At 73.7% G+C, this 18,741-nt stretch carries 14 protein-coding genes; 10 read left to right on the top strand and 4 right to left on the bottom strand.

The features are described 5' to 3' along the window. The 10 genes from ACY1JF_RS24740 to ACY1JF_RS24695 form a co-directional block, all read left to right on the top strand. On the top strand, positions 1 to 3,604 hold a 3,604-nt coding region (locus ACY1JF_RS24740; RefSeq protein ID WP_462707435.1), incomplete at its 5' end, for a HAMP domain-containing protein. Between the two features lie 97 nt (positions 3,605 to 3,701). Next, complete coding sequence (locus ACY1JF_RS24735) at positions 3,702 to 6,104, top strand: SpoIIE family protein phosphatase (RefSeq protein ID WP_462707434.1); 2,403 nt, start codon at positions 3,702 to 3,704, stop codon at positions 6,102 to 6,104. A gap of 205 nt (positions 6,105 to 6,309) precedes the next feature. Further along, positions 6,310 to 6,711, top strand: a complete 402-nt coding sequence (locus ACY1JF_RS24730) for an STAS domain-containing protein (RefSeq protein WP_462707433.1) — start codon at positions 6,310 to 6,312, stop codon at positions 6,709 to 6,711. A 164-nt stretch (positions 6,712 to 6,875) separates the two neighbouring features. Beyond that, complete coding sequence (locus tag ACY1JF_RS24725; RefSeq protein ID WP_462707432.1) at positions 6,876 to 7,775, top strand: STAS domain-containing protein; 900 nt, start codon at positions 6,876 to 6,878, stop codon at positions 7,773 to 7,775. Continuing rightward, on the top strand, positions 7,772 to 8,191 hold the full coding sequence (locus ACY1JF_RS24720; RefSeq protein ID WP_462707431.1) for an STAS domain-containing protein: 420 nt from the start codon (positions 7,772 to 7,774) through the stop codon (positions 8,189 to 8,191). Before ACY1JF_RS24725 ends, ACY1JF_RS24720 begins: the two co-directional genes overlap by 4 nt. Next, positions 8,191 to 8,631 carry an anti-sigma regulatory factor gene (locus ACY1JF_RS24715; protein WP_462707430.1) on the top strand — a complete coding sequence of 147 codons (441 nt, stop codon included), beginning with the start codon at positions 8,191 to 8,193 and terminating at the stop codon, positions 8,629 to 8,631. The genes ACY1JF_RS24720 and ACY1JF_RS24715 overlap by 1 nt, the downstream gene beginning before the upstream one ends. After that, positions 8,631 to 9,701, top strand: coding sequence for an anti-sigma regulatory factor (locus ACY1JF_RS24710; RefSeq protein ID WP_462707429.1), 1,071 nt, complete (start codon positions 8,631 to 8,633; stop codon positions 9,699 to 9,701). The genes ACY1JF_RS24715 and ACY1JF_RS24710 overlap by 1 nt, the downstream gene beginning before the upstream one ends. Then, positions 9,701 to 11,419 carry a PP2C family protein-serine/threonine phosphatase gene (locus ACY1JF_RS24705; RefSeq protein ID WP_462707451.1) on the top strand — a complete coding sequence of 573 codons (1,719 nt, stop codon included), beginning with the start codon at positions 9,701 to 9,703 and terminating at the stop codon, positions 11,417 to 11,419. Before ACY1JF_RS24710 ends, ACY1JF_RS24705 begins: the two co-directional genes overlap by 1 nt. A gap of 113 nt (positions 11,420 to 11,532) precedes the next feature. After that, entirely contained in the window at positions 11,533 to 12,909 is a 1,377-nt protein-coding gene (locus ACY1JF_RS24700) for an NAD(P)/FAD-dependent oxidoreductase (protein WP_462707428.1), read from the top strand. A gap of 89 nt (positions 12,910 to 12,998) precedes the next feature. Beyond that, entirely contained in the window at positions 12,999 to 15,245 is a 2,247-nt protein-coding gene (locus ACY1JF_RS24695) for an FUSC family protein (RefSeq protein WP_462707427.1), read from the top strand. Between the two features lie 27 nt (positions 15,246 to 15,272). On the opposite strand, the gene ACY1JF_RS24690 is transcribed toward ACY1JF_RS24695, so the two are convergent. From ACY1JF_RS24690 to ACY1JF_RS24675, 4 genes are all read right to left on the bottom strand, one after another. Further along, positions 15,273 to 15,704, bottom strand: a complete 432-nt coding sequence (locus tag ACY1JF_RS24690; RefSeq protein ID WP_462707426.1) for a hypothetical protein — start codon at positions 15,702 to 15,704, stop codon at positions 15,273 to 15,275. A 28-nt stretch (positions 15,705 to 15,732) separates the two neighbouring features. Beyond that, positions 15,733 to 16,572, bottom strand: coding sequence for a DUF1206 domain-containing protein (locus ACY1JF_RS24685; RefSeq protein ID WP_462707425.1), 840 nt, complete (start codon positions 16,570 to 16,572; stop codon positions 15,733 to 15,735). A gap of 548 nt (positions 16,573 to 17,120) precedes the next feature. Beyond that, positions 17,121 to 18,002, bottom strand: a complete 882-nt coding sequence (locus ACY1JF_RS24680) for a SigB/SigF/SigG family RNA polymerase sigma factor (protein WP_462707424.1) — start codon at positions 18,000 to 18,002, stop codon at positions 17,121 to 17,123. A 171-nt stretch (positions 18,003 to 18,173) separates the two neighbouring features. Further along, a complete protein-coding gene (locus ACY1JF_RS24675; RefSeq protein WP_462707423.1) occupies positions 18,174 to 18,632 on the bottom strand; it encodes an ATP-binding protein in 459 nt (152 codons plus the stop codon). Between the last annotated feature and the right edge of the window lie 109 nt (positions 18,633 to 18,741).

Genomic DNA, 18,741 nt, shown 5'->3' with positions numbered 1-18,741 from the left:
CGGGGAGATCCTGGAGCTGAAGAACACCATCAACACGATGGTCGACCAGCTCTCCGCCTTCGCCGACGAGGTCACCCGGGTCGCCCGCGAGGTCGGCACCGAGGGCCGGCTCGGCGGCCAGGCGGACGTGCAGGGCGTCCGGGGGACCTGGCGGGACCTCACCGACTCGGTGAACTTCATGGCGGGCAACCTGACCAACCAGGTCCGCAACGTCGCCCAGGTGGCCACCGCCGTGGCCAAGGGCGACCTGTCCCAGAAGATCACCGTGGACGCGCGCGGGGAGATCCTGGAGCTGAAGAACACCATCAACACGATGGTCGACCAGCTCTCCGCCTTCGCCGACGAGGTCACCCGGGTCGCCCGCGAGGTCGGCACGGCGGGCAACCTCGGCGGCCAGGCGCAGGTGCGGGGGGTCTCCGGCACCTGGAAGGACCTGACCGACAACGTCAACGTGATGGCGTCCAACCTCACCCACCAGGTCCGCTCCATCGCCCAGGTCGCCACCGCCGTGGCCAAGGGCGACCTGTCCCAGCGGATCACGGTCGAGGCCAAGGGCGAGGTCGCGGCGCTGGCCCAGGGCATCAACACCATGGTCGACACGCTGTCCGCGTTCGCCGACGAGGTCACCCGGGTCGCCCGCGAGGTCGGCACCGAGGGCCGGCTCGGCGGCCAGGCGCACGTGCCGAACGTGGCCGGCACCTGGAAGGACCTCACCGACAACGTCAACTCCATGGCCAACAACCTCACCGGCCAGGTGCGCAACATCGCGCTGGTGACGACCGCGGTGGCCCGGGGTGACCTGTCGAAGAAGATCGACGTCGACGCCAGCGGCGAGATCCTCGAACTCAAGACGACCATCAACACCATGGTCGACACGCTGTCCGCGTTCGCCGACGAGGTCACCCGGGTCGCCCGCGAGGTCGGCACCGAGGGCCGGCTCGGCGGTCAGGCCGAGGTGGAGGGCGTCTCCGGCACCTGGAAGCGGCTGACGGAGAACGTCAACGAACTGGCGGGCAACCTGACCCGGCAGGTGAGGGCCATCGCCGAGGTCACCAGCGCGGTCGCCGAGGGCGACCTGACCCGCTCCATCAACGTGGAGGCGTCCGGCGAGGTCGCCGAGCTGAAGGACAACATCAACGCGATGGTGGAGTCCCTGCGCGAGACCACCCGGGCCAACCAGGAGCAGGACTGGCTCAAGACCAACCTGGCCCGGATCTCCTCCCTGATGCAGGGCCACCGGGACCTCCCGGTCGTCGCCGAGCTGATCATGGACGAGCTGGTGCCGCTGGTCAGTGCCCAGTACGGCGCCTTCTACCTGGCCGAGGACGGCGTGAACGGCCCCGAGCTGCGGCTCGTCGGCTCCTACGGCTACCCGGACGACGACGACCGGCCCGTCCGCATCCCGTTCGGCCGGACCCTGGTCGGCCAGGCCGCCCGCAGCCGCCGCGCCATCACCGTGGAGGAGCTGCCGCCCGACTACGTGACGATCTCCTCCGGGCTCGGACAGGTGGCGCCGACCGCGCTGGTGCTGCTGCCCATCGTGGTCGAGGGCCAGGTGCTCGGCGTCATCGAGCTGGCCTCGGTGTCCTCCTTCACCCAGATCCACCACGACTTCCTGTCCCAGCTGATGGAGACCATCGGGGTCAACGTCAGCACCATCGTGGCCAACGCCCGCACCGACGAGCTGCTGGCCGAGTCGCAGCGCCTGACGGCCGAACTCCAGGTCCGCTCCACGGAGTTGCAGGTGCAGCAGGACGAGCTGCAGCGTTCCAACGCCGAGCTGGAGGAGAAGGCGTCGCTGCTGGCCACCCAGAACCGGGACATCGAGGCGAAGAACCTCCAGATCGAGCAGGCCCGCCAGGAGCTGGAGGCCCGCGCCCAGCAGCTCTCGCTCGCCTCGAAGTACAAGTCGGAGTTCCTGGCCAACATGAGCCACGAACTGCGCACCCCGCTCAACAGCCTGCTCATCCTGGCCCAGCTGCTCGCCCAGAACCCCTCGCGCAACCTCACCCCCAAGCAGGTCGAGTACGCGGGCATCATCCACTCGGCGGGCTCGGACCTGCTCCAGCTGATCAACGACATCCTCGACCTGTCCAAGGTCGAGGCCGGGAAGATGGACGTGTCGCCGGAGCGCGTCACGCTGCGGCAGCTCATCGAGTACGTCGAGGCCACCTTCCGGCCGATGACCACGCAGAAGAGCCTGGACTTCACGATCACCACCGCGGCCGGCGCACCGGCCGACCTGCTGACCGACGACTCCCGGCTGCGCCAGGTGCTGCGCAACCTGCTGTCCAACGCGGTCAAGTTCACCGAGCGGGGCAGCGTGGAGCTGCGGATCGAGCCCGCCGCGGACGACGAGGTCCCGCAGCACGTGCTGCGCGGCGGCGCGGTGGTCGCCTTCCGGGTGCGGGACACCGGCATCGGCATCCCCGAGCAGCACCTGGAGACGATCTTCGGCGCGTTCCAGCAGGCGGACGGCACCACCAGCCGCAAGTACGGCGGCACCGGCCTCGGACTGTCCATCACCCGGGAGATCGCCCAGCTGCTGGGCGGTGCCGTCACCGTGGACAGCGCCCCCGGCCAGGGCAGCACGTTCACCCTGTTCCTGCCCGTGGCCCGGCCCGACTTCGAGGAGCTGCTGGGGCGCGGGCGGCCCGACGGGAAAGGCACCGCCGAGACGTCCGCCGACGCGCTCGCCCGCCCGGCGCCGGCGCCCGAGCTGACCGCCGGCCCCCGGCAGCGGCCGCGGCGGCTGCTGGTCGTGGAGGAGCGGCCCCGCGGGCTGCTGACCCTGGTCGCCGAGAGCGTGGTCGCCGACCTCGCGCACGGACGGGACGAGACCGCCGACCGGCCGCCGCTGGACGTGATCACCGCCGTCGGGGCGCAGGAGGCCGCCGGCGCGCTGGCCGCCGAACCCTGCCACTGCGTGGTCCTGGAGCTGGGCATGCCGGACGGTGAGGCGTCCCGCTTCCTCAAGGCCCTGCGCGGTGACTCGGCGCTGGCGAGCGTGCCGGTGCTGGTGCACAGCGGGCACCGCGCGGACGCCGCGCTGGAGGAGGCGCTGCGGTCCGGGGTGCCGGGCGGGGCGCTGGAGTTCCTCTCCAGCCTGGACGAGCTGCGCGAGCGGATCGCCCTGCACCTGTCCGCGGAGGAGCCCGGTGACGTCCTGTCCCTGGTCCGCGCCGAGGAACCGCGCCGGACGGCCGTCCCGCCGGAGCCCGGCGGCGCGGCGGACGGACGTACGGTCCTCGTCGTCGACGATGACGCCCGCAACCTGTTCGCGCTGAGCGGCATCCTGGAACTGCACGGCTTCCGGGTGCTGCACGCCGAGAACGGCCGCAAGGGCATCGACACCCTGCTGGGCAACCCGGACATCGCCCTGGTGCTGATGGACGTGATGATGCCGGAGATGGACGGCTACACGGCGACGGCCGAGATCCGCGCCATGCCCCAGTACGCGGAGCTGCCCATCATCGCCGTCACCGCCAAGGCGATGCGCGGCGACCGGGAGAAGTCCCTCGCCTCGGGCGCCAGCGACTACGTCACCAAGCCCGTGGACACCGAAGAGCTCATGGCCCGCGTACGACGGTGGCTGCCCGCGTGAGCGGACCGGCCCCCGTCCCGTACCCCGGTGGGCACCGCGGCGCGCGCCGTACCGTGGCGCGCGCCGCGGTGCCCTCCACCCGAGGAGCAGTGACACCGTGAGCATCTCCGAACGCACACCCGACGACGGTCCCGCCCGGCCCGTCGGTGACCTCGTGGGCGTCTCCGCCGAGTCGCCCGTGGGCCGGCTGGCGGCCACCGTGGCCCGGCTCAGCCGCGAGGTGAGCCGGGCCCAGGCGGAGGCCGAGGGACGGGCCCTGATCGAGCTGGCCAAGGGCATTCTGGTCGAACGGCTGGGCTGCGGCCCGGCGCAGGCCGCCCGGCAACTCGCCGAGCTGGCCGAACAGGCCCAGCTGACGCCGCTGGAGTTCGCGGTCGACGTCATCAACCAGGCCGCCCGGGACCGGATGTCGGAGGTGACCGACGCCTTCCTGGCCGCCACCGCCGCCGAGGCCGACGAGCAGGAGGCGGAGTCGGCCGCAGTGCGGCTGCGGGCCGCCGAGAGCGGGGCGCTGGCCGCCGACGACACCCAGGCCGTCGCCGACGCCCTGCTCGAGCAGGCGCTGCGCCCGCTGGGCGCGGTGGCGGTGGCGATCTGGGCGGCGGGCACCGACGGCTCGCTCACCCTGGCCGGCAGCGCGGGCTTCTCCCCCGCCGAGGCGGCCCGCTGGCGGTACGTGCCGCCGGACGTGGCGACGGTGGCCCGCAGCGGCCTGACCGGGCGGGACGGGCGGTGGATCACCTCGCTGGCGGACACCGGGCTGCCCAGCCTCGGCCGGCACCAGTACCCCCGGGGCGGGCGGGCGGCGCTGCCCGCGGGGACCGGCGGGCGGGTGCACGGCGTCCTGGAGATCGCCTGGCCGGTGCCGCTGGCCCCGCAGTCCCCGCAGGTCGTCCGGCAGGTGGAGGCGCTGGCCGAGCTGTGCGCGCACACGCTGGAGACGCGTCTGCCGGTGCCGGGCACCGGGCTGGAGCCGCGGGTGCTGCCGGACGCGGCGGAGCTGATGGACCTGGCCGACGGACTGCACGACCCGGCCCTGGTCCTGGTGCCGCACCTGGACGACTCCGGGAGCCTGGCCGACTTCCTCATCCAGCACGTCAACGACCGCTTCCTGGACCCGGCGGGACGCCCCCGCGCCGTGGTGAACGGCGCGCTGCTGCTCCAGGCGTACCCGATGGCGGCCGGGAACAGCGAGCTGTTCCAGAACGTGGAGCGGGTGTACGCCACCGGGGAGCCGTTCCGGGCGCACCGGATGAACCTGACCGCCCTCGTCGACCAGGTCGCGCTGTCGGCGGTCGCGGACATCAGCATCAGCCGGCACGGCAACGCCGTCCTGCTGATCTGGCGCATCGAGGACGAGACGGCGCGGCTGGCCAGTCTGCTCCAGCACGCCCAGCGGCTCGGCCGCATCGGCGGGTTCGAGGAGAACCTGCTGACCGGCGAGATCACCTGGAACGGGCAGCTGTTCGACCTGTACGGGCGTCCGGAGACGAGCACCCCGGTGCCGCTGGAGCAGTTGCCGGCCCACGCCCACCCCGACGACGCCGTCACCATCGGCCGGTTCCTGCGCACCCTGATGCACCACCGGCGGCCGGCCTCGGCGGCGTTCCGGCTGGCCCGGCCGGACGGCGTGACCCGGCACATCCGGGTGGTGGCCGAACCGGTGCTGGACACCGACGACCGGCTGCTGATGCTGCGCGGCGCCTGCCAGGACATCTCGGCGCAGCACTGGACGGAGGTGGCGCTGGCCGCGACCCGCGACCAGCTGGCCCACACCGAGCAGCAGGCCAGCGAACGCGCCCGGCTGGCCCTCCAGTTGCAGCACGCCATCATGCCGCCCGCGCAGGCGCCGCTGCGGATGGACGGCCTCCAGGTCGCCGTCCGCTACCGGCCCGCGGAGACCGAGCAGCTGGTGGGCGGCGACTGGTACGACGCGGTGGTGCTGCCGAACCGGCTGGTGCTGCTGTGCGTGGGCGACGTGGCCGGGCACGGCATAGAGGCGGCGACCACCATGGTGGTCCTGCGCAACGCGCTGCGCGGTCTGGCGGTGACCGGGGCGGGCCCGGGGCAGCTGCTGTCCTGGCTGAACATCGTGGCGCACCACCTGACCGGCGGGGTGACCGCGACGGCGGTGTGCGGTCTGTACGACCCGTCCCGGCGCACCCTGCGCTGGGCCCGGGCGGGTCATCTGCCGCCGGTGCTGGTCCGGGACGGGTCGGCGGCGCCGCTGCCGCTGGTCAAGGGCATGCTGCTGGGGGCGGTCCCGGAGGCCCGGTACGAGGAGGCCGAGACGCAACTGGCTGCCGACGACACCCTGTTGATGTACACCGACGGCCTGGTCGAGCGGCGGGACCGGTCCGTGGAGGAGTCGCTGAGCCAGTTGCTGACCACCGTACGGGCCGCGCCGGCCACGCTGGACCAGCAGCTGGACCGCCTGCTCACCTACAGCAGGTCGGACACGGACGACGACACCTGCCTGGTGGGCGTCCGCCTCGCGTGAGCCCCCGCGCGCCCGCCCGCCGCCCCGCACGGAAGGAATGAAGGACGCGGCAGTGGGTATGCGCGCGGGCGCGGCGAGGACGCCGCGGACGAGAGGAGCCGCGCATGCGATGAGATCTTGATCACCCGCGCGCTCCGGGAAGGACGCGCATCGAAGTGGCTCACGGGGGTAACCGGCCTGGCTGTCCCATCTGTTGGAGGTACACGTGCCCATTGCCCAGAATCCGCTGTCCGTCGAGGTGACCCTGCCGCGGCAGGACGTGGCGCTGCTCACCGTCGAGGGTTACCTGGACGTCGACACCGCGACGGAGCTCCAGCACCACCTGGCCAACCAACTGCACCACGGGCGGCGGCACTTCCTGCTCGACCTGTCGGCGGTGCCGTTCATGGACTCCTCCGGCATGAACATCATCCTGCGGGTCTACCAGGAGGCCCGGGATCTGCCGGGCAGCGTGCACATCATCCGGCCCACCGCCGCGGTGCGCCGCATATTGGACCTCACCGGCGTCAGCATCACGGTCCCGGTCTCGGAGAGCGTCGAGGACGCGCTGGCCCTCGTCGACGAGGGGGCCGCCGGACGGGACGGGGAGCAGCGGCACGACGACTGACCGGAACCGGCGCCGCCCGCTCGGCCGCGACTCGCGCCGGCCGTCCAACGAGGTGTCGTACGAGGTCGGCGGGTGGTTACAGTTGTCGCCCGGCAGAGTCACGTCGCCGGCCCGTTCGCCGCAACGGTTCGCGCGACGCAGTTGCGGATGAGGAGTGGGAACAGGTGCCGGAGCACGCAGTGGACACAACGCCCGGAACGCCGACCGGTGAGGTACGCGACTTCCTGCGCGGCCGTCGGGAGCAGATCGCGCAGCGCTGGGCGGACGAGCCCCTGTTCCGGGCCGTGTTCACGGTCTCGCGGGACGAGGCGGTGGAGGCGGGCAAGGCCGTGGTCGACGCCCTGGCCGAGGTCGCGGACGTGGCGCGGGTGGAGGACCCGGACGCCGCCGGATTCACGCCCGTACGGGAGCAGTTGGGGCGGATGGCCGCGGCCCGTTCGCGGGCCGGTCTGAGCACCGGGCAGGTCTCCAGCGAGCTGGCCGCGCTGCGTCCGCCCGTGGAGAACCTGCTCCTGGAAGACCTGCGGGACGCCCCGGCCGACCACGTCCGGGCCTGTGCGACCACGCTGAGCGTGCTCATGGGCACCCTGCGGGTCCTGGTGATGCAGACCGCGCTGAGCGAGGGGCAGGCCCTCATCGACCGGCAGCGGCTGCAGCTGATGGAGGTGGCCACCCCGGTCATCAAGCTGTGGGACGGCATCGTGGCGGTCCCGCTGATCGGGACGCTGGACAGCGCCCGCAGCCAGGTGGTGATGGAGACGCTGCTGGAGGCCATCGTCGAGCAGCAGGCGCGGTACGCGATCCTGGACATCACCGGGGTGCCGACGGTCGATTCGCTGGTGGCCCAGCACCTGATGAAGACGGTGCAGGCGGCCCGGCTGATGGGCGCGGAGTGCATCGTCTCCGGCATCCGTCCGGCGATCGCGCAGACCATCGTCCACCTCGGTCTGGACCTGGGCGGCGTGATCACCCGCGCCGGCCTCGCCGACGCGCTGGGCTACGCGCTGCACCAGCTGGGCGCCGGCATCTTCAACACCTCGCCGAACGGTACGGATCAGCGGTGAGCGAGGCGTTCTCCGGCCCCTCCACCGGACACGTCCCGGTGCTCCGGCTGGGACAGGTGCTGCTCGTCACCCTCCAGGGGGACCTGCACGACAGCACCGCCCAGCAGCTCCAGCAGGACCTGTCCGAGACGGTGGTGACCAGCGGGGCCACCGGCGTGGTCATCGACATCTCCGGCGTGGAGATCGTCGACTCCTTCCTCGGCCGGGTGCTGGCCGAGATCGCCGCCCAGTCGAGCCTGCTGGCCGCCCGGACCGTGATCGTCGGCATGCGGCCCGCGGTCGCGATCACCCTGGTGGAGCTGGGTCTGACGCTGCCCGGGCTGCACACCGCGCTCAGCACCGAGGCGGCCATGGAGCTGCTGGCCGCGCCCGTCGCGTCCGCGCGGCCCGGCGCCCCGCGCCCGGAGCGTCCGTGATGGGCACGGCAGCGGGCGTCGAGGCCCGCCTGCCGATCCGTTCGGACCTTGATCTGATGTGGGTGCGCCAGCACGTGCGGCAGGCCGCCGCCCAGCTCGGCTTCGGCCTGGTGGACCAGACCAAGCTGGTGACCGCGGCCAGCGAGCTGGCCCGCAACACCCTGGTGTACGGCGGTGGCGGCACGATGGAGTCGCAGCACCTGGTCGACGGCTCCTCGCACGGGCTGCGGCTGACCTTCAGCGACCAGGGGCCCGGCATCGCGGACGTGGAGCAGGCGCTCAGCGACGGCTACACGTCCGGCGACGGGCTGGGCATGGGGCTGGGCGGGGCACGCCGCCTGGTGCACGAGTTCGCGATCGAGAGCGCCCCGGGCGCCGGTACGACGGTCCGGGTGACCTCCTGGACCGGGCGGCCTCCCCGGCCTCGTGAGGAGTTCTGATGCCACGCGTGTGGGAGGTGCCGGTGCACGACTCGACCCGGGTGCGCGACGCCCGGGTCGCGGCCGAGCACGCGGCCGCCGCCGCCTCGCTGGACGAGCCGCGCACCGCGGTGGCGGCGCTGGTCGCCACCGAGCTGGCCACCAACCTGCTCAAGCACGCGGGCGGCGGCCGGGTCCTCATCGACGTCGTGGCGCCGCCCGTCCTGGCGGCCGGCCGGGACACCGGCCCGATGGTGCAGATCGCGGCGATCGACCACGGCCCGGGCATCGCCGACGTGGCCGAGGCCCTGCGCGACGGGTTCTCCACGGCCGGCTCGCTCGGCGCGGGCCTGGGCACCTGCCGGCGGGTCGCCGGCCACTTCGAACTGCACAGTGTCCTGGGCCGGGGCACGGTGGCGCTGGCCCGGGTCGGCGCCGTGCTGCCCCGGACCGGCACCGGCTGTGACGCCCCGGGGCTGACGGCCGGGGTCCGGGCGGGCGGGGTGAACGTGCCGTTCGGCGGAGCGGAGTACTCGGGGGACGCCTGGGCGTGGGTGCGCTCCGGGGACCGGGTGACGCTGATGCTGGCGGACGGACTGGGCCACGGCCCGGAGGCGGCCCGCGCCTCGACGGCCGCCGCGGACGCGCTGCGCGCCGCGGCCGGTCTGCCGCCCTCCGAGGTGTTGCGCCGGCTGGACGGGGCGCTGAGCGGCACCCGGGGCGCGGCCGTCGCGGTGGCCCAGGTCGACCTGCGGGCCGGGCGGCTGCGGTTCGCCGGGATCGGCAACGTGGGGGCGCGGCTGTGCGCGGCCGGGGTGTGGCGTCCGCTGGTGTCCCGGCCCGGGATCGTCGGCGTGCACCGGCCGGGGACGCTGCGCGAGGAGGAGGCGGTCTGGGGCGACGACCACCTGCTCATCCTGCACAGCGACGGGCTGCCCAGCCGCTGGACGCCGCCGCCCGACACCTGCCGCCCCCACGTCGACCCCGCCGTCACGGCCGCGGTGACCGTGCGCGACGCCAGCAGCCCGGCGCGCCCGGTGCGGGACGACACCGCCGTGGCCGTGCTGGCCTCGAACCCGGCGGGCCGGTGATGATGCGTACGTGGCAGATCTCCGGTGTCCTCGACGCGGCGCGGGCGCGTATCGCCACCGCCCGGCTGGCCGCCGCGTACGGGGTGGCCCCGCTGGAACGGACCCGGCTGTCGGCGGCGCTCAGCGTGCATCTGCGCCAGTGCCTGACCAAGGGCGGCACCTGGCGGCTCACCCTGAACCCGATCGCGCGGGAGTGCGGGGAGGGCCGTCTGGAGGTGCTGGTGACGCCGTCCCGCGAGGCGGCGGCCGCGGGCCAGCCGCCCTGGCGGATGACGTTGGCCTGCCGGGAGCCGGACCGGACGCCGGAGGAGGGTGCGGTGACGGAGGATCCGACGGCGCTGGCGGAGGCGCTGCTGGGCGCCGACGAGGACACCGCGCTGGTGCTGCGCAAGCTGCACGAGCAGGAGGAGCTGGTCGCCTTCCACCGGGAGGAGCTGCAGCAGACCAACCAGGGCGTGGTCGCGCTCCACGCCGAACTGGACGCCGCCGGGCGGGCGCAGCGGGAGGCGTTCGCCGCCGAGCGCAAGGCGCGCACCGAGGCGGAGGAGGCCCGGCGCCGGCTGACGTTCCTGGCGGACGCCAGCGCGGTGCTGACGACGCCGCTCAACCACCACGAGATCCTGCGCCGCCTGCCGGACCTGCTGGTGCCCTCCTACGCCGGGAAGGTCGACCTGTGGCTGTTCGAGACCGACGGCGACGCGCGGAGCGGGAGCGCGCATCCGGCGGCGCTGACCGCGGCCCGCACCGGACGTCCGCAGTACGCCGCCGGCCATCCGGGGCGGCTGGCCGGTGTCGACGACCACCCGCCGTCCCCGAAGCACACGGACCGGCCGGTGCTGTGCATCCCGCTGCCCACCCGGCGTGAGCCGCTGGGCGTGCTGACCATGTCGCCGCCCGGGGAGCGCTGGGACCCGGACGACGCCGTGATGCTGGTGGAGCTGACCCGGCGGGCCAGCATCGCCATCGACAACGCGCGGCGCTACGAGCACAACCGGGACATCGCCGAGACGCTCCAGCGGGCGCTGCTGACCGAGCTGCCGACGCCGGAGTTCCTCGGCATGGCGGCCCGCTACCTGCCGGCCACCCACGGGCTGAACATCGGCGGTGACTGGTACGACGCCTTCCGCCAGCCCGACGGCGGGGTGATCGCGGTGGTCGGCGACGTCACCGGGCACGGGCTGCGCGCGGCGGTCATGATGAGCCAGCTGCGCACCGCGCTGCGCGCCTACGCGGTGGACGGCGGCAGTCCCGGGCGCCTGCTGACCCGGCTGCACACCTTCCTGCACAACCTCCAGCCCGATCTGTACGCCACCGCCGTCATCGCCCGCTTCCACCCGGACGAGCCGACGATGACCTGGGCGGCGGCCGGTCATCCGCCGCCGGTGCTGCGCGGTCCGGACGGGCGGGTGCGGATCCTGGACGCCAGGCCCGGCGCCATGCTCGGCATCCCGCTCAAGCAGGACATCGCCGACCACACCGTACGGGTGGCGCCCGGGGCCACGCTGGCGCTGTACACGGACGGTCTGGTGGAGCGGCGGGCGCGGGGCATAGACCCGGGCATCGAGCGGCTGGCGGCCGCGCTCGGGTCGTTCGGGCCGGCGGAGCTGGACGTCGACCTGGGGGGTGCGGCCGACGGCATCCTGGACCCGCTGCTGAGCGACTCCGAGCGGGACGACGACGTGTGCCTGCTCCTGTGCCACCTGCGCGGGCACGGCTGACACGTCCGAGTGGCGAAACCCGCGGCGGCGCGATGAGATCGGTGGGTGCGAAGCAGCGATCCAGGGGCAGGCGAAGGACGTTCGAGGAAGACCGCCCGGAGCCGCAGAAAGGGATGAACGCCGTGACACGACCCAGGATCCTGGTGGTCGGCGCAGGTTTCGCCGGTGTGGAGTGCGTCCGCCGCCTGGAGAGGAAGCTCTCCCCGGGCGAGGCGGAGATCACCCTGGTGACGCCCTTCGCCTACCAGCTCTACCTGCCCCTGCTGCCCCAGGTCGCCTCCGGCGTCCTGACCCCCCAGTCGGTCGCGGTCTCCCTGCGCCGCAGCAGCAGGTACCGCACCCGGATCATCCCGGGCGGTGCCATCGGCGTGGACCTGAAGGCCAAGGTCTGTGTGGTGCGCACCATCACCGACAAGATCATCGACGAGTCGTTCGACTACATCGTGCTCTCGCCCGGCAGCATCACCCGCACCTTCGACATCCCGGGCCTGACCGACACCGCGTTCGGCATGAAGACCCTGGCGGAGGCCGCCTACATCCGGGACCACGTCATCACCCAGCTCGACCTGGCCGACGCCAGCGAGGACCCCGCCGAGCGCGCCTCCCGGCTGCAGTTCGTGGTGGTCGGCGGCGGTTACGCCGGTACGGAGACGGCGGCCTGCCTCCAGCGCCTGACGTGCGCGGCCGTCAAGCGCTACCCGCGGCTGGACCCGAAGCTCATCAAGTGGCACCTGATCGACATCGCCCCGAAGCTGATGCCCGAGCTGGGCGACAAGCTGGGCCGCAGCGCCCTGGAGATCCTGCGCCGGCGGGGCATCGAGATCTCGCTGGGCGTCTCCATCGCCAAGGCCGCTCCGGAGGAGGTCACCTTCACCGACGGCCGGGTGATCCCGACCCGCACGCTCATCTGGACCGCGGGCGTCGCCGCCAGTCCGCTCATCGCCACGCTGGGCGCGGAGACGGTCAAGGGCCGGCTCGCGGTCACCGCCGAGATGTGCCTGCCCGACCACGACGGCGTCTTCGCGCTCGGTGACGCGGCGGCCGTGCCCGACCTCGCCAAGGGCCAGGACGGCACCGTCTGCCCGCCGACCGCGCAGCACGCGATGCGCCAGGGCACCCACGTCGCCGACAACGTCATCGCCTCCTTGCGCGGTCAGCCGCTGCGGCCGTACGTGCACAAGGACCTCGGTCTGGTCGTCGACCTCGGCGGGGCGGACGCGGTGTCCAAGCCGCTGGGCGTGGAGCTGCGGGGCGTGCCCGCCCAGGCGGTGGCCCGCGGCTACCACTGGTCGGCGCTGCGCACCGGCGTCGCCAAGACCCGGGTGATGACCAACTGGCTGCTCAACGCGGTGGCCGGCGACGACTTCGTGCGCACCGGCTTCCAGGCCCGCAAACCGGCCAAGCTGAAGGACTTCGAGTACACCGACGCGTACATGTCACCGGAAGAGGTCCGGGCCCATGTCGCGGGGGCCGGCCGGGCGACGACCTGACCCGGCGCACGGGGTCCGCTCCCGGCATGAGATGCTGAGAAGTCGATCTAGGTGTTGGTCCGGGTTCGACCAGGGGAGAGTACGGCGGCGTGAGGGCAGCGGGGCGCTCGGTGCGGACACGGCTGCGAGACCGCGTCGCCGCCTCCGATCCCGGACTGCTGCGGCTGGTCGCCGGGGTGCGGACGGTGGGCGCGATCGCGCTGGCGCTCGCCGTACTGGCCGTGCTGGGCTCCGACGTCCCCCATCTGGTGGCCGGCGCGATGGCGGCGATGGTGGCCACCTTCGCCATCCAGGAGAAGCGGCGCGGCGCGCAGGCCGTCACGCTGGCGCTGGGGCTGCCCGTCGCGCTCGCCTCGGTGTCCCTGGCGGCGCTGCTCGCCTCACGGATGGTGATCGGCGACGCGTTCTTCGTCGTCCTGATCTTCTGTGCCGTCTACGGCCGCCGGTTCGGCGAACGGGGCACGGCGCTCGGCCTGATCGGCTTCCAGCTGTACTTCGTCTCCCTGTTCGTCGGGGCGACCGTGGCGCGTCTGCCGCAGCTGTACCTGTCCCTCACCGTGGCGTTCGCGTGCAGTGCCCTGGTCCGGTTCGCGATCGTGCCGGCGACCCCCGCGGGCGTCCTGCAGCGGCTGCGGCAGGCGTTCCGGGCCCGGCTGGCCCAGTTGATCTCGGCCCAGCTGGAGCTGCTGGACGCCGGTCCGGACGACATCGACAAGGTGCTGGAGGACCTGCGGGAGGGCCACGCCCGGCTGCACGAGACGGCGCTGATGATCCAGACCCGGCTGGACGAGAACACGCTGGACGCGTCCACGACCCGGCTGGTGCAGCGCCGCATCGCGGACGCCGAGATCGCCGCCGAGCGGCTCGGGCTGCTGCTGCTGACCGCGCGCAGCGCCCGGCGGGCGGACACCCTCACCCTGCACCTGCCGGGCGCCCCGGCACCGTCGGTGGGCCGGATGCCGGACGCGGACAAGGCGACCGCCCTGCTGCGCCGTGACCTCACCGCGCTGCGGGAACTGGTGGTACGGCCGCCCGCCGAGGCGCGCGGCACCGCCCTGTCCCACCTGCGCAACCGGCTGCTCGGCTACCGCGACGAGGAGAACCTCCCCGCCGCGTCCCCGGCCGTCCAGGACGTCTTCCGCGGCGTGGGCGAGGCGGCCCGCGCGGTGATGGGCCTCAGGCTCGCCCTGGACGGCCCGCAGGACGAGTCCGACGACTCCCCCGCCACCACCCGTTCCCGTGAGGAGCTGGACGCCGAGGACGCGGCGATAGACGCCGGGGAGGAGACGGCGGACGAGGAGGAGCCGACCGGGCTGCGGCGGCCCACCACACGCGCCGCCGTGCAGGTCGCGGTCGGCTCGTCGCTGGCCATCGTCGGCGGCGAGATGCTCTCCGCGCAGCGCTGGTACTGGGCGGTGCTCACCTGCTGGATCGTGTTCATCAACACCGCGTCCACCGGCGAGATCCTGGTCAAGGGCTACCGGCGGCTGCTGGGCACGGTCTTCGGGGTGGTCGCCGGGATCGTGCTGGCCGGCCTGGTCGGACAGCACACCTGGACGGCGTTCGCGCTGGTCCTGGTCTTCATCTTCGCGATGTTCTACACGGCACCGCTGTCGCACACCCTGATGTCGTTCTTCGTCACCGCCATGCTGGGGCTGCTGTACACCCTGCTGCACACCTACAGCGCGTCGGTGCTGCTGCTGCGGGTGGAGGAGACGGCGCTCGGCGCCGTCTGCGGGGTGGTGGCGGCGGCGCTGGTGCTGCCGGTGCGCACCGACAGCCGCACGGACGAACTGCTCGGCACGGTCCTGGAGCGGCTCACCGATGTCACCGAGGGCGCCGTGGACCAGCTCAGCGGCGGACCGGCGGCCGATCTGCTGGACCGGGCGCGCGACCTCGACCAGGCCCTCGGCGATCTGCGCGCCGCCACCCAGCCGCTGACGCACCCGATCACGCCGCTGCGGGCCCGGCGGGACACCGCGCGGTACGTGGTGGCGCTCCTGGAGACCTGCGCGTACCACGCGCGTTCGCTGGCGGCGACGGCCGAGCTGCTGCCCACCCACCCGTCCATCGCGGCCGATCCCCGGCTGCGCGGCGCGGTGCGGCGCACGGTGCGCAACATCGGGGCGATCGCGGCGCACCTCGCGGATCCGAGCACGCCGACGGAGGTCGAGACCGGGCCCAGCATCGCCTCGCTGCTGGAGTACGACACCGCCGGTGTCCCGCGCTACGGCCGGATCACCGGCCGGGTGCTGCGCCACCTGGAGCGGCTGGACGAGGCGGTGACCGGACTGGCCCGGCCGCTGGGCGTGCCCGTGGCGGCGCCGAAGCGGTGACGGCGCGCGTCCGGGTCCCGCGGGCGGTCAGAAGTCGCTGGGCAGGCCGCTCGCCTCGGCGATGCCGCGCAGTTCCTCGTTCTGCCGGTGGCGTTCCTTGAGGTAGTCGGCGATCTCGCCGAGGCGGTCCGGGTCGCAGGCGGTGGCCGCGTCGGTGACCACTCGGATCGGCCCGGTCTCCTCGGTGCTGATCTCGATCACCTCGTTGTCGAGCCGGCCCGTCACCGCGGTCGCGATGACCAGGGCCGCCTCGTCGCGGATCTCCTGGGGCAGGGCGTCGGCGTCGCGCCCCTCCAGGGCGAAGTCGATGGTGGGCATCTGGTGCTCGTCGATCGCCCGCAGAACCGGCTCCACGACGCTGAGCAGCATCCGGTAGTCCTCGGTGTCCATCCGGACGCGCAGAAGGTCGAGGTAGACGTCCACGGGACGGCCGTCCGGCGGAATCTCGTGTTCGTTCATCTGCTCCGGGTTCCCCCTCCCGCGCCGCTCAGACGCGGCGCCAGCGGGCCAGTACGAACGAGAACACGCCGAACAGCACCAGTCCGGCCGCGACGCAGGCCAGGAGCCAGGGTCCGAGCGGGGTCTCGGCGAAGGAGCGCAGGGTGTCGTCCAGGCCCTTGGCCCGGCCGGGCTCGTAGTCGACCGCGGCCCGCACGGCGAAGGCGCCGGCCACGGCGAACACCAGGCCCCGCGCCACTCCCCCGGCCACGCCGGTCACGTCCACCAGCCGCCGGGACCAGGGGGCGAGCTCGTTCGTCTTGAGCTTCTTGCGGTAGTTGCGCCGGGCGGCCTGGACGCCGATGACGACACCGGCGACGACTATGCCGGCGCCCGCGACGCCCACCAGCCACTGTCCGCCGGGCACCTGCAGGACCCGGGCGGTGACGTCGCGGGACTGCTGGTCGCTGGAGCCGCCGGAGCCGTTGCGGGGGCTCGCCGCGAAGGCCAGCACCGAGTAGGCGACGAAGGCGTAGAACACACAGCGGGCGGTGGCCGACAGCCGCTTCTTCGCCGTGCGGCCGTCGGGTCCCACGGCGCCGAACACCGCCTCCGACAGCCGCCACAGGGCCATGCCCACCAGTCCGATGCCCAAGGCCCACAGCAGGACCGAGCCGAACGGCTGGTCCGCCAGCGCCTCCAGGGCGCCGGAGCGGTCGGCCTCCTCGGTTCCGTCGCCGAAGGCGATCCGCAGGGCCAGTGTGCCGACCAGCAGATAGATCACGCCCCGGGCGGCGAGCCCGGCGCGCGCGGCGCCCTCGGCGGCCGTTCCGCCGGCGGCCCGGCGGGCTCGTCCGCGGGCGGTCGCGGTCAGTACTCGCGTGGTCATCTCGTCCTCCCCTTCCGAGACTCCCGGATGCCCCGGCGCGCACCGCGCACACCCCGCGGGCCGGGTGCCGATACGGACCGTTCGGCTCCGGCGGGGGCGGCCCCGGGAGGGTGCCGTTTCCCTTCCGCGGGCGCGCCCGTGGCCCGCGCGCCGGCCGGCGCGCGGGTGTGCGCGCCAGGTCTTCCGGGCGCGGGCGCGTGCCTCCGGGAGGCTACGGGCGCGTCCTGGCCGGTCGTCGCCGCACCGCGCGGGCCGCGGCCGGGCGCGGTGCGACGGAAGGCCGGCCGGGACGTGGAGGTCTCGGTCCCCACCGGCCGGAGCGTAGAGGTCTCGGTCCCCACCGGCCGGGACGTGGAGGTCTCGGTCCCCACCGGCCGGAGCGTAGAGGTCTCGGTCCCCACCGGCCGGGCTGCGGTGGCCTCGGCCTCCACAGCCGGGACGCGGCGGTCGGCGGAGGCCGGCCGGGGCGGCCCGGCGGGTCGGGACGCCGGGCAAGTCAGGATGCCCGGCGGGCCAGAACTCCGGGCAGGTCAGGGCGTCCGGCCAGGTCAGGACGCCGGGCGGCGGCCGGGGCCGCGGCGGCCGGGGCGCCGGCCCATCGCCTCGTCGCGCACCCGGGCGCAGCTGCGGCTGATGAGCCGGGAGACGTGCATCTGCGAGATGCCGAGCTGGTCCGCTATCCGGCTCTGGGTCATGTCCTCGAAGAACCGCATGTAGAGGATGGCACGCTCCCGTTCGGGCAGCCTGCGCAGCCCCTCCTTGGCGGACTCGCGGTCGACCACGACGTCGAAGGAGTCGTCCGGCGAGCCGAGGGTGTCGGCGAGGCTGTAGCCGTCGTCGCCGGCCGACAGCTCGGCGTCCAGCGACAGCGTGCTGAAGCTCTCCAGGGCCTCCATCCCGGCGTTGACCTCCTCCTCGGTCAGTCCGGTGTGGGCGGCGATGTCGGCCGTCGAGGGCTCGGGGCTGCCGGGGTTCTGGGTCAGTTCGCGCCGGGCCACGCGTACCTTGTTGCGCAGCTCCTGGACGCGGCGGGGCACCCGCAGGGCCCACATCCGGTCGCGGAAGTGCCGCTTGACCTCACCGGTGATGGTGGGCACGGCGTAACTCTCGAAGGCGCCCCGGTCCGGGTCGAACCGGTCGATGGCCTTCACCAGGCCCAGCGCCGCGACCTGGCGCAGGTCCTCGACGGACTCGCCGCGGTCGCGGAAGCGGCCGGCGATGCGGTGGGCCATGGGCAGCCACGCGGTGACGAGTTCGTCGCGCACCGCGTCACGTTCGGGGCCCTCCTCCAGCTCCGCCAGCCGGGTGAACAGGCTCGCGGTGTCGGGGGCGTCGTCGTGGCGGCGCCGGGGCGGCGCGCTCGTCGGTTCGGTGGCGGCGGTGGTCGGCTCGGGGGTGGCGGGACGGTCGGTGGGGGTGTCGATGAGCATGCGGATCGCTCCTGAACGGTGGTCTCAGGGGGACTTCCGCGGGAGCGGCGCCGAGGATCGACTGGAGCGCCGAAGCAGCCACACCGCTCCCGCTGCTGCGCCTCCGGTCCGAAGCACGAAACTGCGACTGCCCTTCCCCTGGGGGAACAAACTCCGCTTCTCGAAAAGTACTCAGGACAGCGGTATGAGGACGCTGATGCACTTGCCTCCGGAGGGCAGCCCGGACACGCGTACGTCGCGGGCCAGGCGGCAGACGATCGGCCAGCCCCGGCCGCCCACCCGCCAGCGGCCCTGCCGGTCGGCGGGCGGCCGGGGCACCGGCAGTTCGTCACTGCGGTCGCTCACCGAGACCCGCAGCCCGGGTCCGTCGACGTCGACCCGGAAGTCGGTGACGCCGCCGCCGTGCAGGATGGCGTTGGTGGTCAGTTCCGAGGCGACCAGTACGGCGTCCGAGAGGGCGTTCGCGTCGCACCGGGTGCCGCCCTCCCGGCAGCGCGCGGTGACCGCGCGTTCCACGGCCCGCCGGGCCTCGGCGGGTTTGCTCGGCCGGGGCGGCCGGTACGGTCCGGCGCCCTCGCGCCCGCTGCTGTTCCGCTCGGTGGCGGAGAAGGTCATGGGCCTCTCACACATCCGTCAGCTCCCTGTCGTGTGGAACATCGTGTGGAACCGAGCCGGAGCCCGCCCTGCCCTCGGCTGCCTCGTGTTCCGGCTGACCTCTGTCCGCACCCGCAAACCTCGG

The sequence above is a fragment of the Streptomyces sp. SYSU D01066-1 genome, from assembly GCF_054956795.1.
This window is presented reverse-complemented; position numbering and strand designations above follow the sequence as displayed.

Bases quoted from the DNA above. Each gene is read 5' to 3' on its own strand.
- ACY1JF_RS24715 (WP_462707430.1), top strand. From the start codon at position 8,191: ATGGGCACGGCAGCGGGCGTCGAGGCCCGCCTGCCGATCCGTTCGGAC.
- ACY1JF_RS24710 (WP_462707429.1), top strand. From the start codon at position 8,631: ATGCCACGCGTGTGGGAGGTGCCGGTGCACGACTCGACCCGGGTGCGC.
- ACY1JF_RS24705 (WP_462707451.1), top strand. From the start codon at position 9,701: ATGATGCGTACGTGGCAGATCTCCGGTGTCCTCGACGCGGCGCGGGCG.
- ACY1JF_RS24700 (WP_462707428.1), top strand. From the start codon at position 11,533: ATGAACGCCGTGACACGACCCAGGATCCTGGTGGTCGGCGCAGGTTTC.
- ACY1JF_RS24690 (WP_462707426.1), bottom strand. From the start codon at position 15,704: ATGAACGAACACGAGATTCCGCCGGACGGCCGTCCCGTGGACGTCTAC.
- ACY1JF_RS24685 (WP_462707425.1), bottom strand. From the start codon at position 16,572: ATGACCACGCGAGTACTGACCGCGACCGCCCGCGGACGAGCCCGCCGG.
- ACY1JF_RS24680 (WP_462707424.1), bottom strand. From the start codon at position 18,002: ATGCTCATCGACACCCCCACCGACCGTCCCGCCACCCCCGAGCCGACC.
- ACY1JF_RS24675 (WP_462707423.1), bottom strand. From the start codon at position 18,632: ATGTGTGAGAGGCCCATGACCTTCTCCGCCACCGAGCGGAACAGCAGC.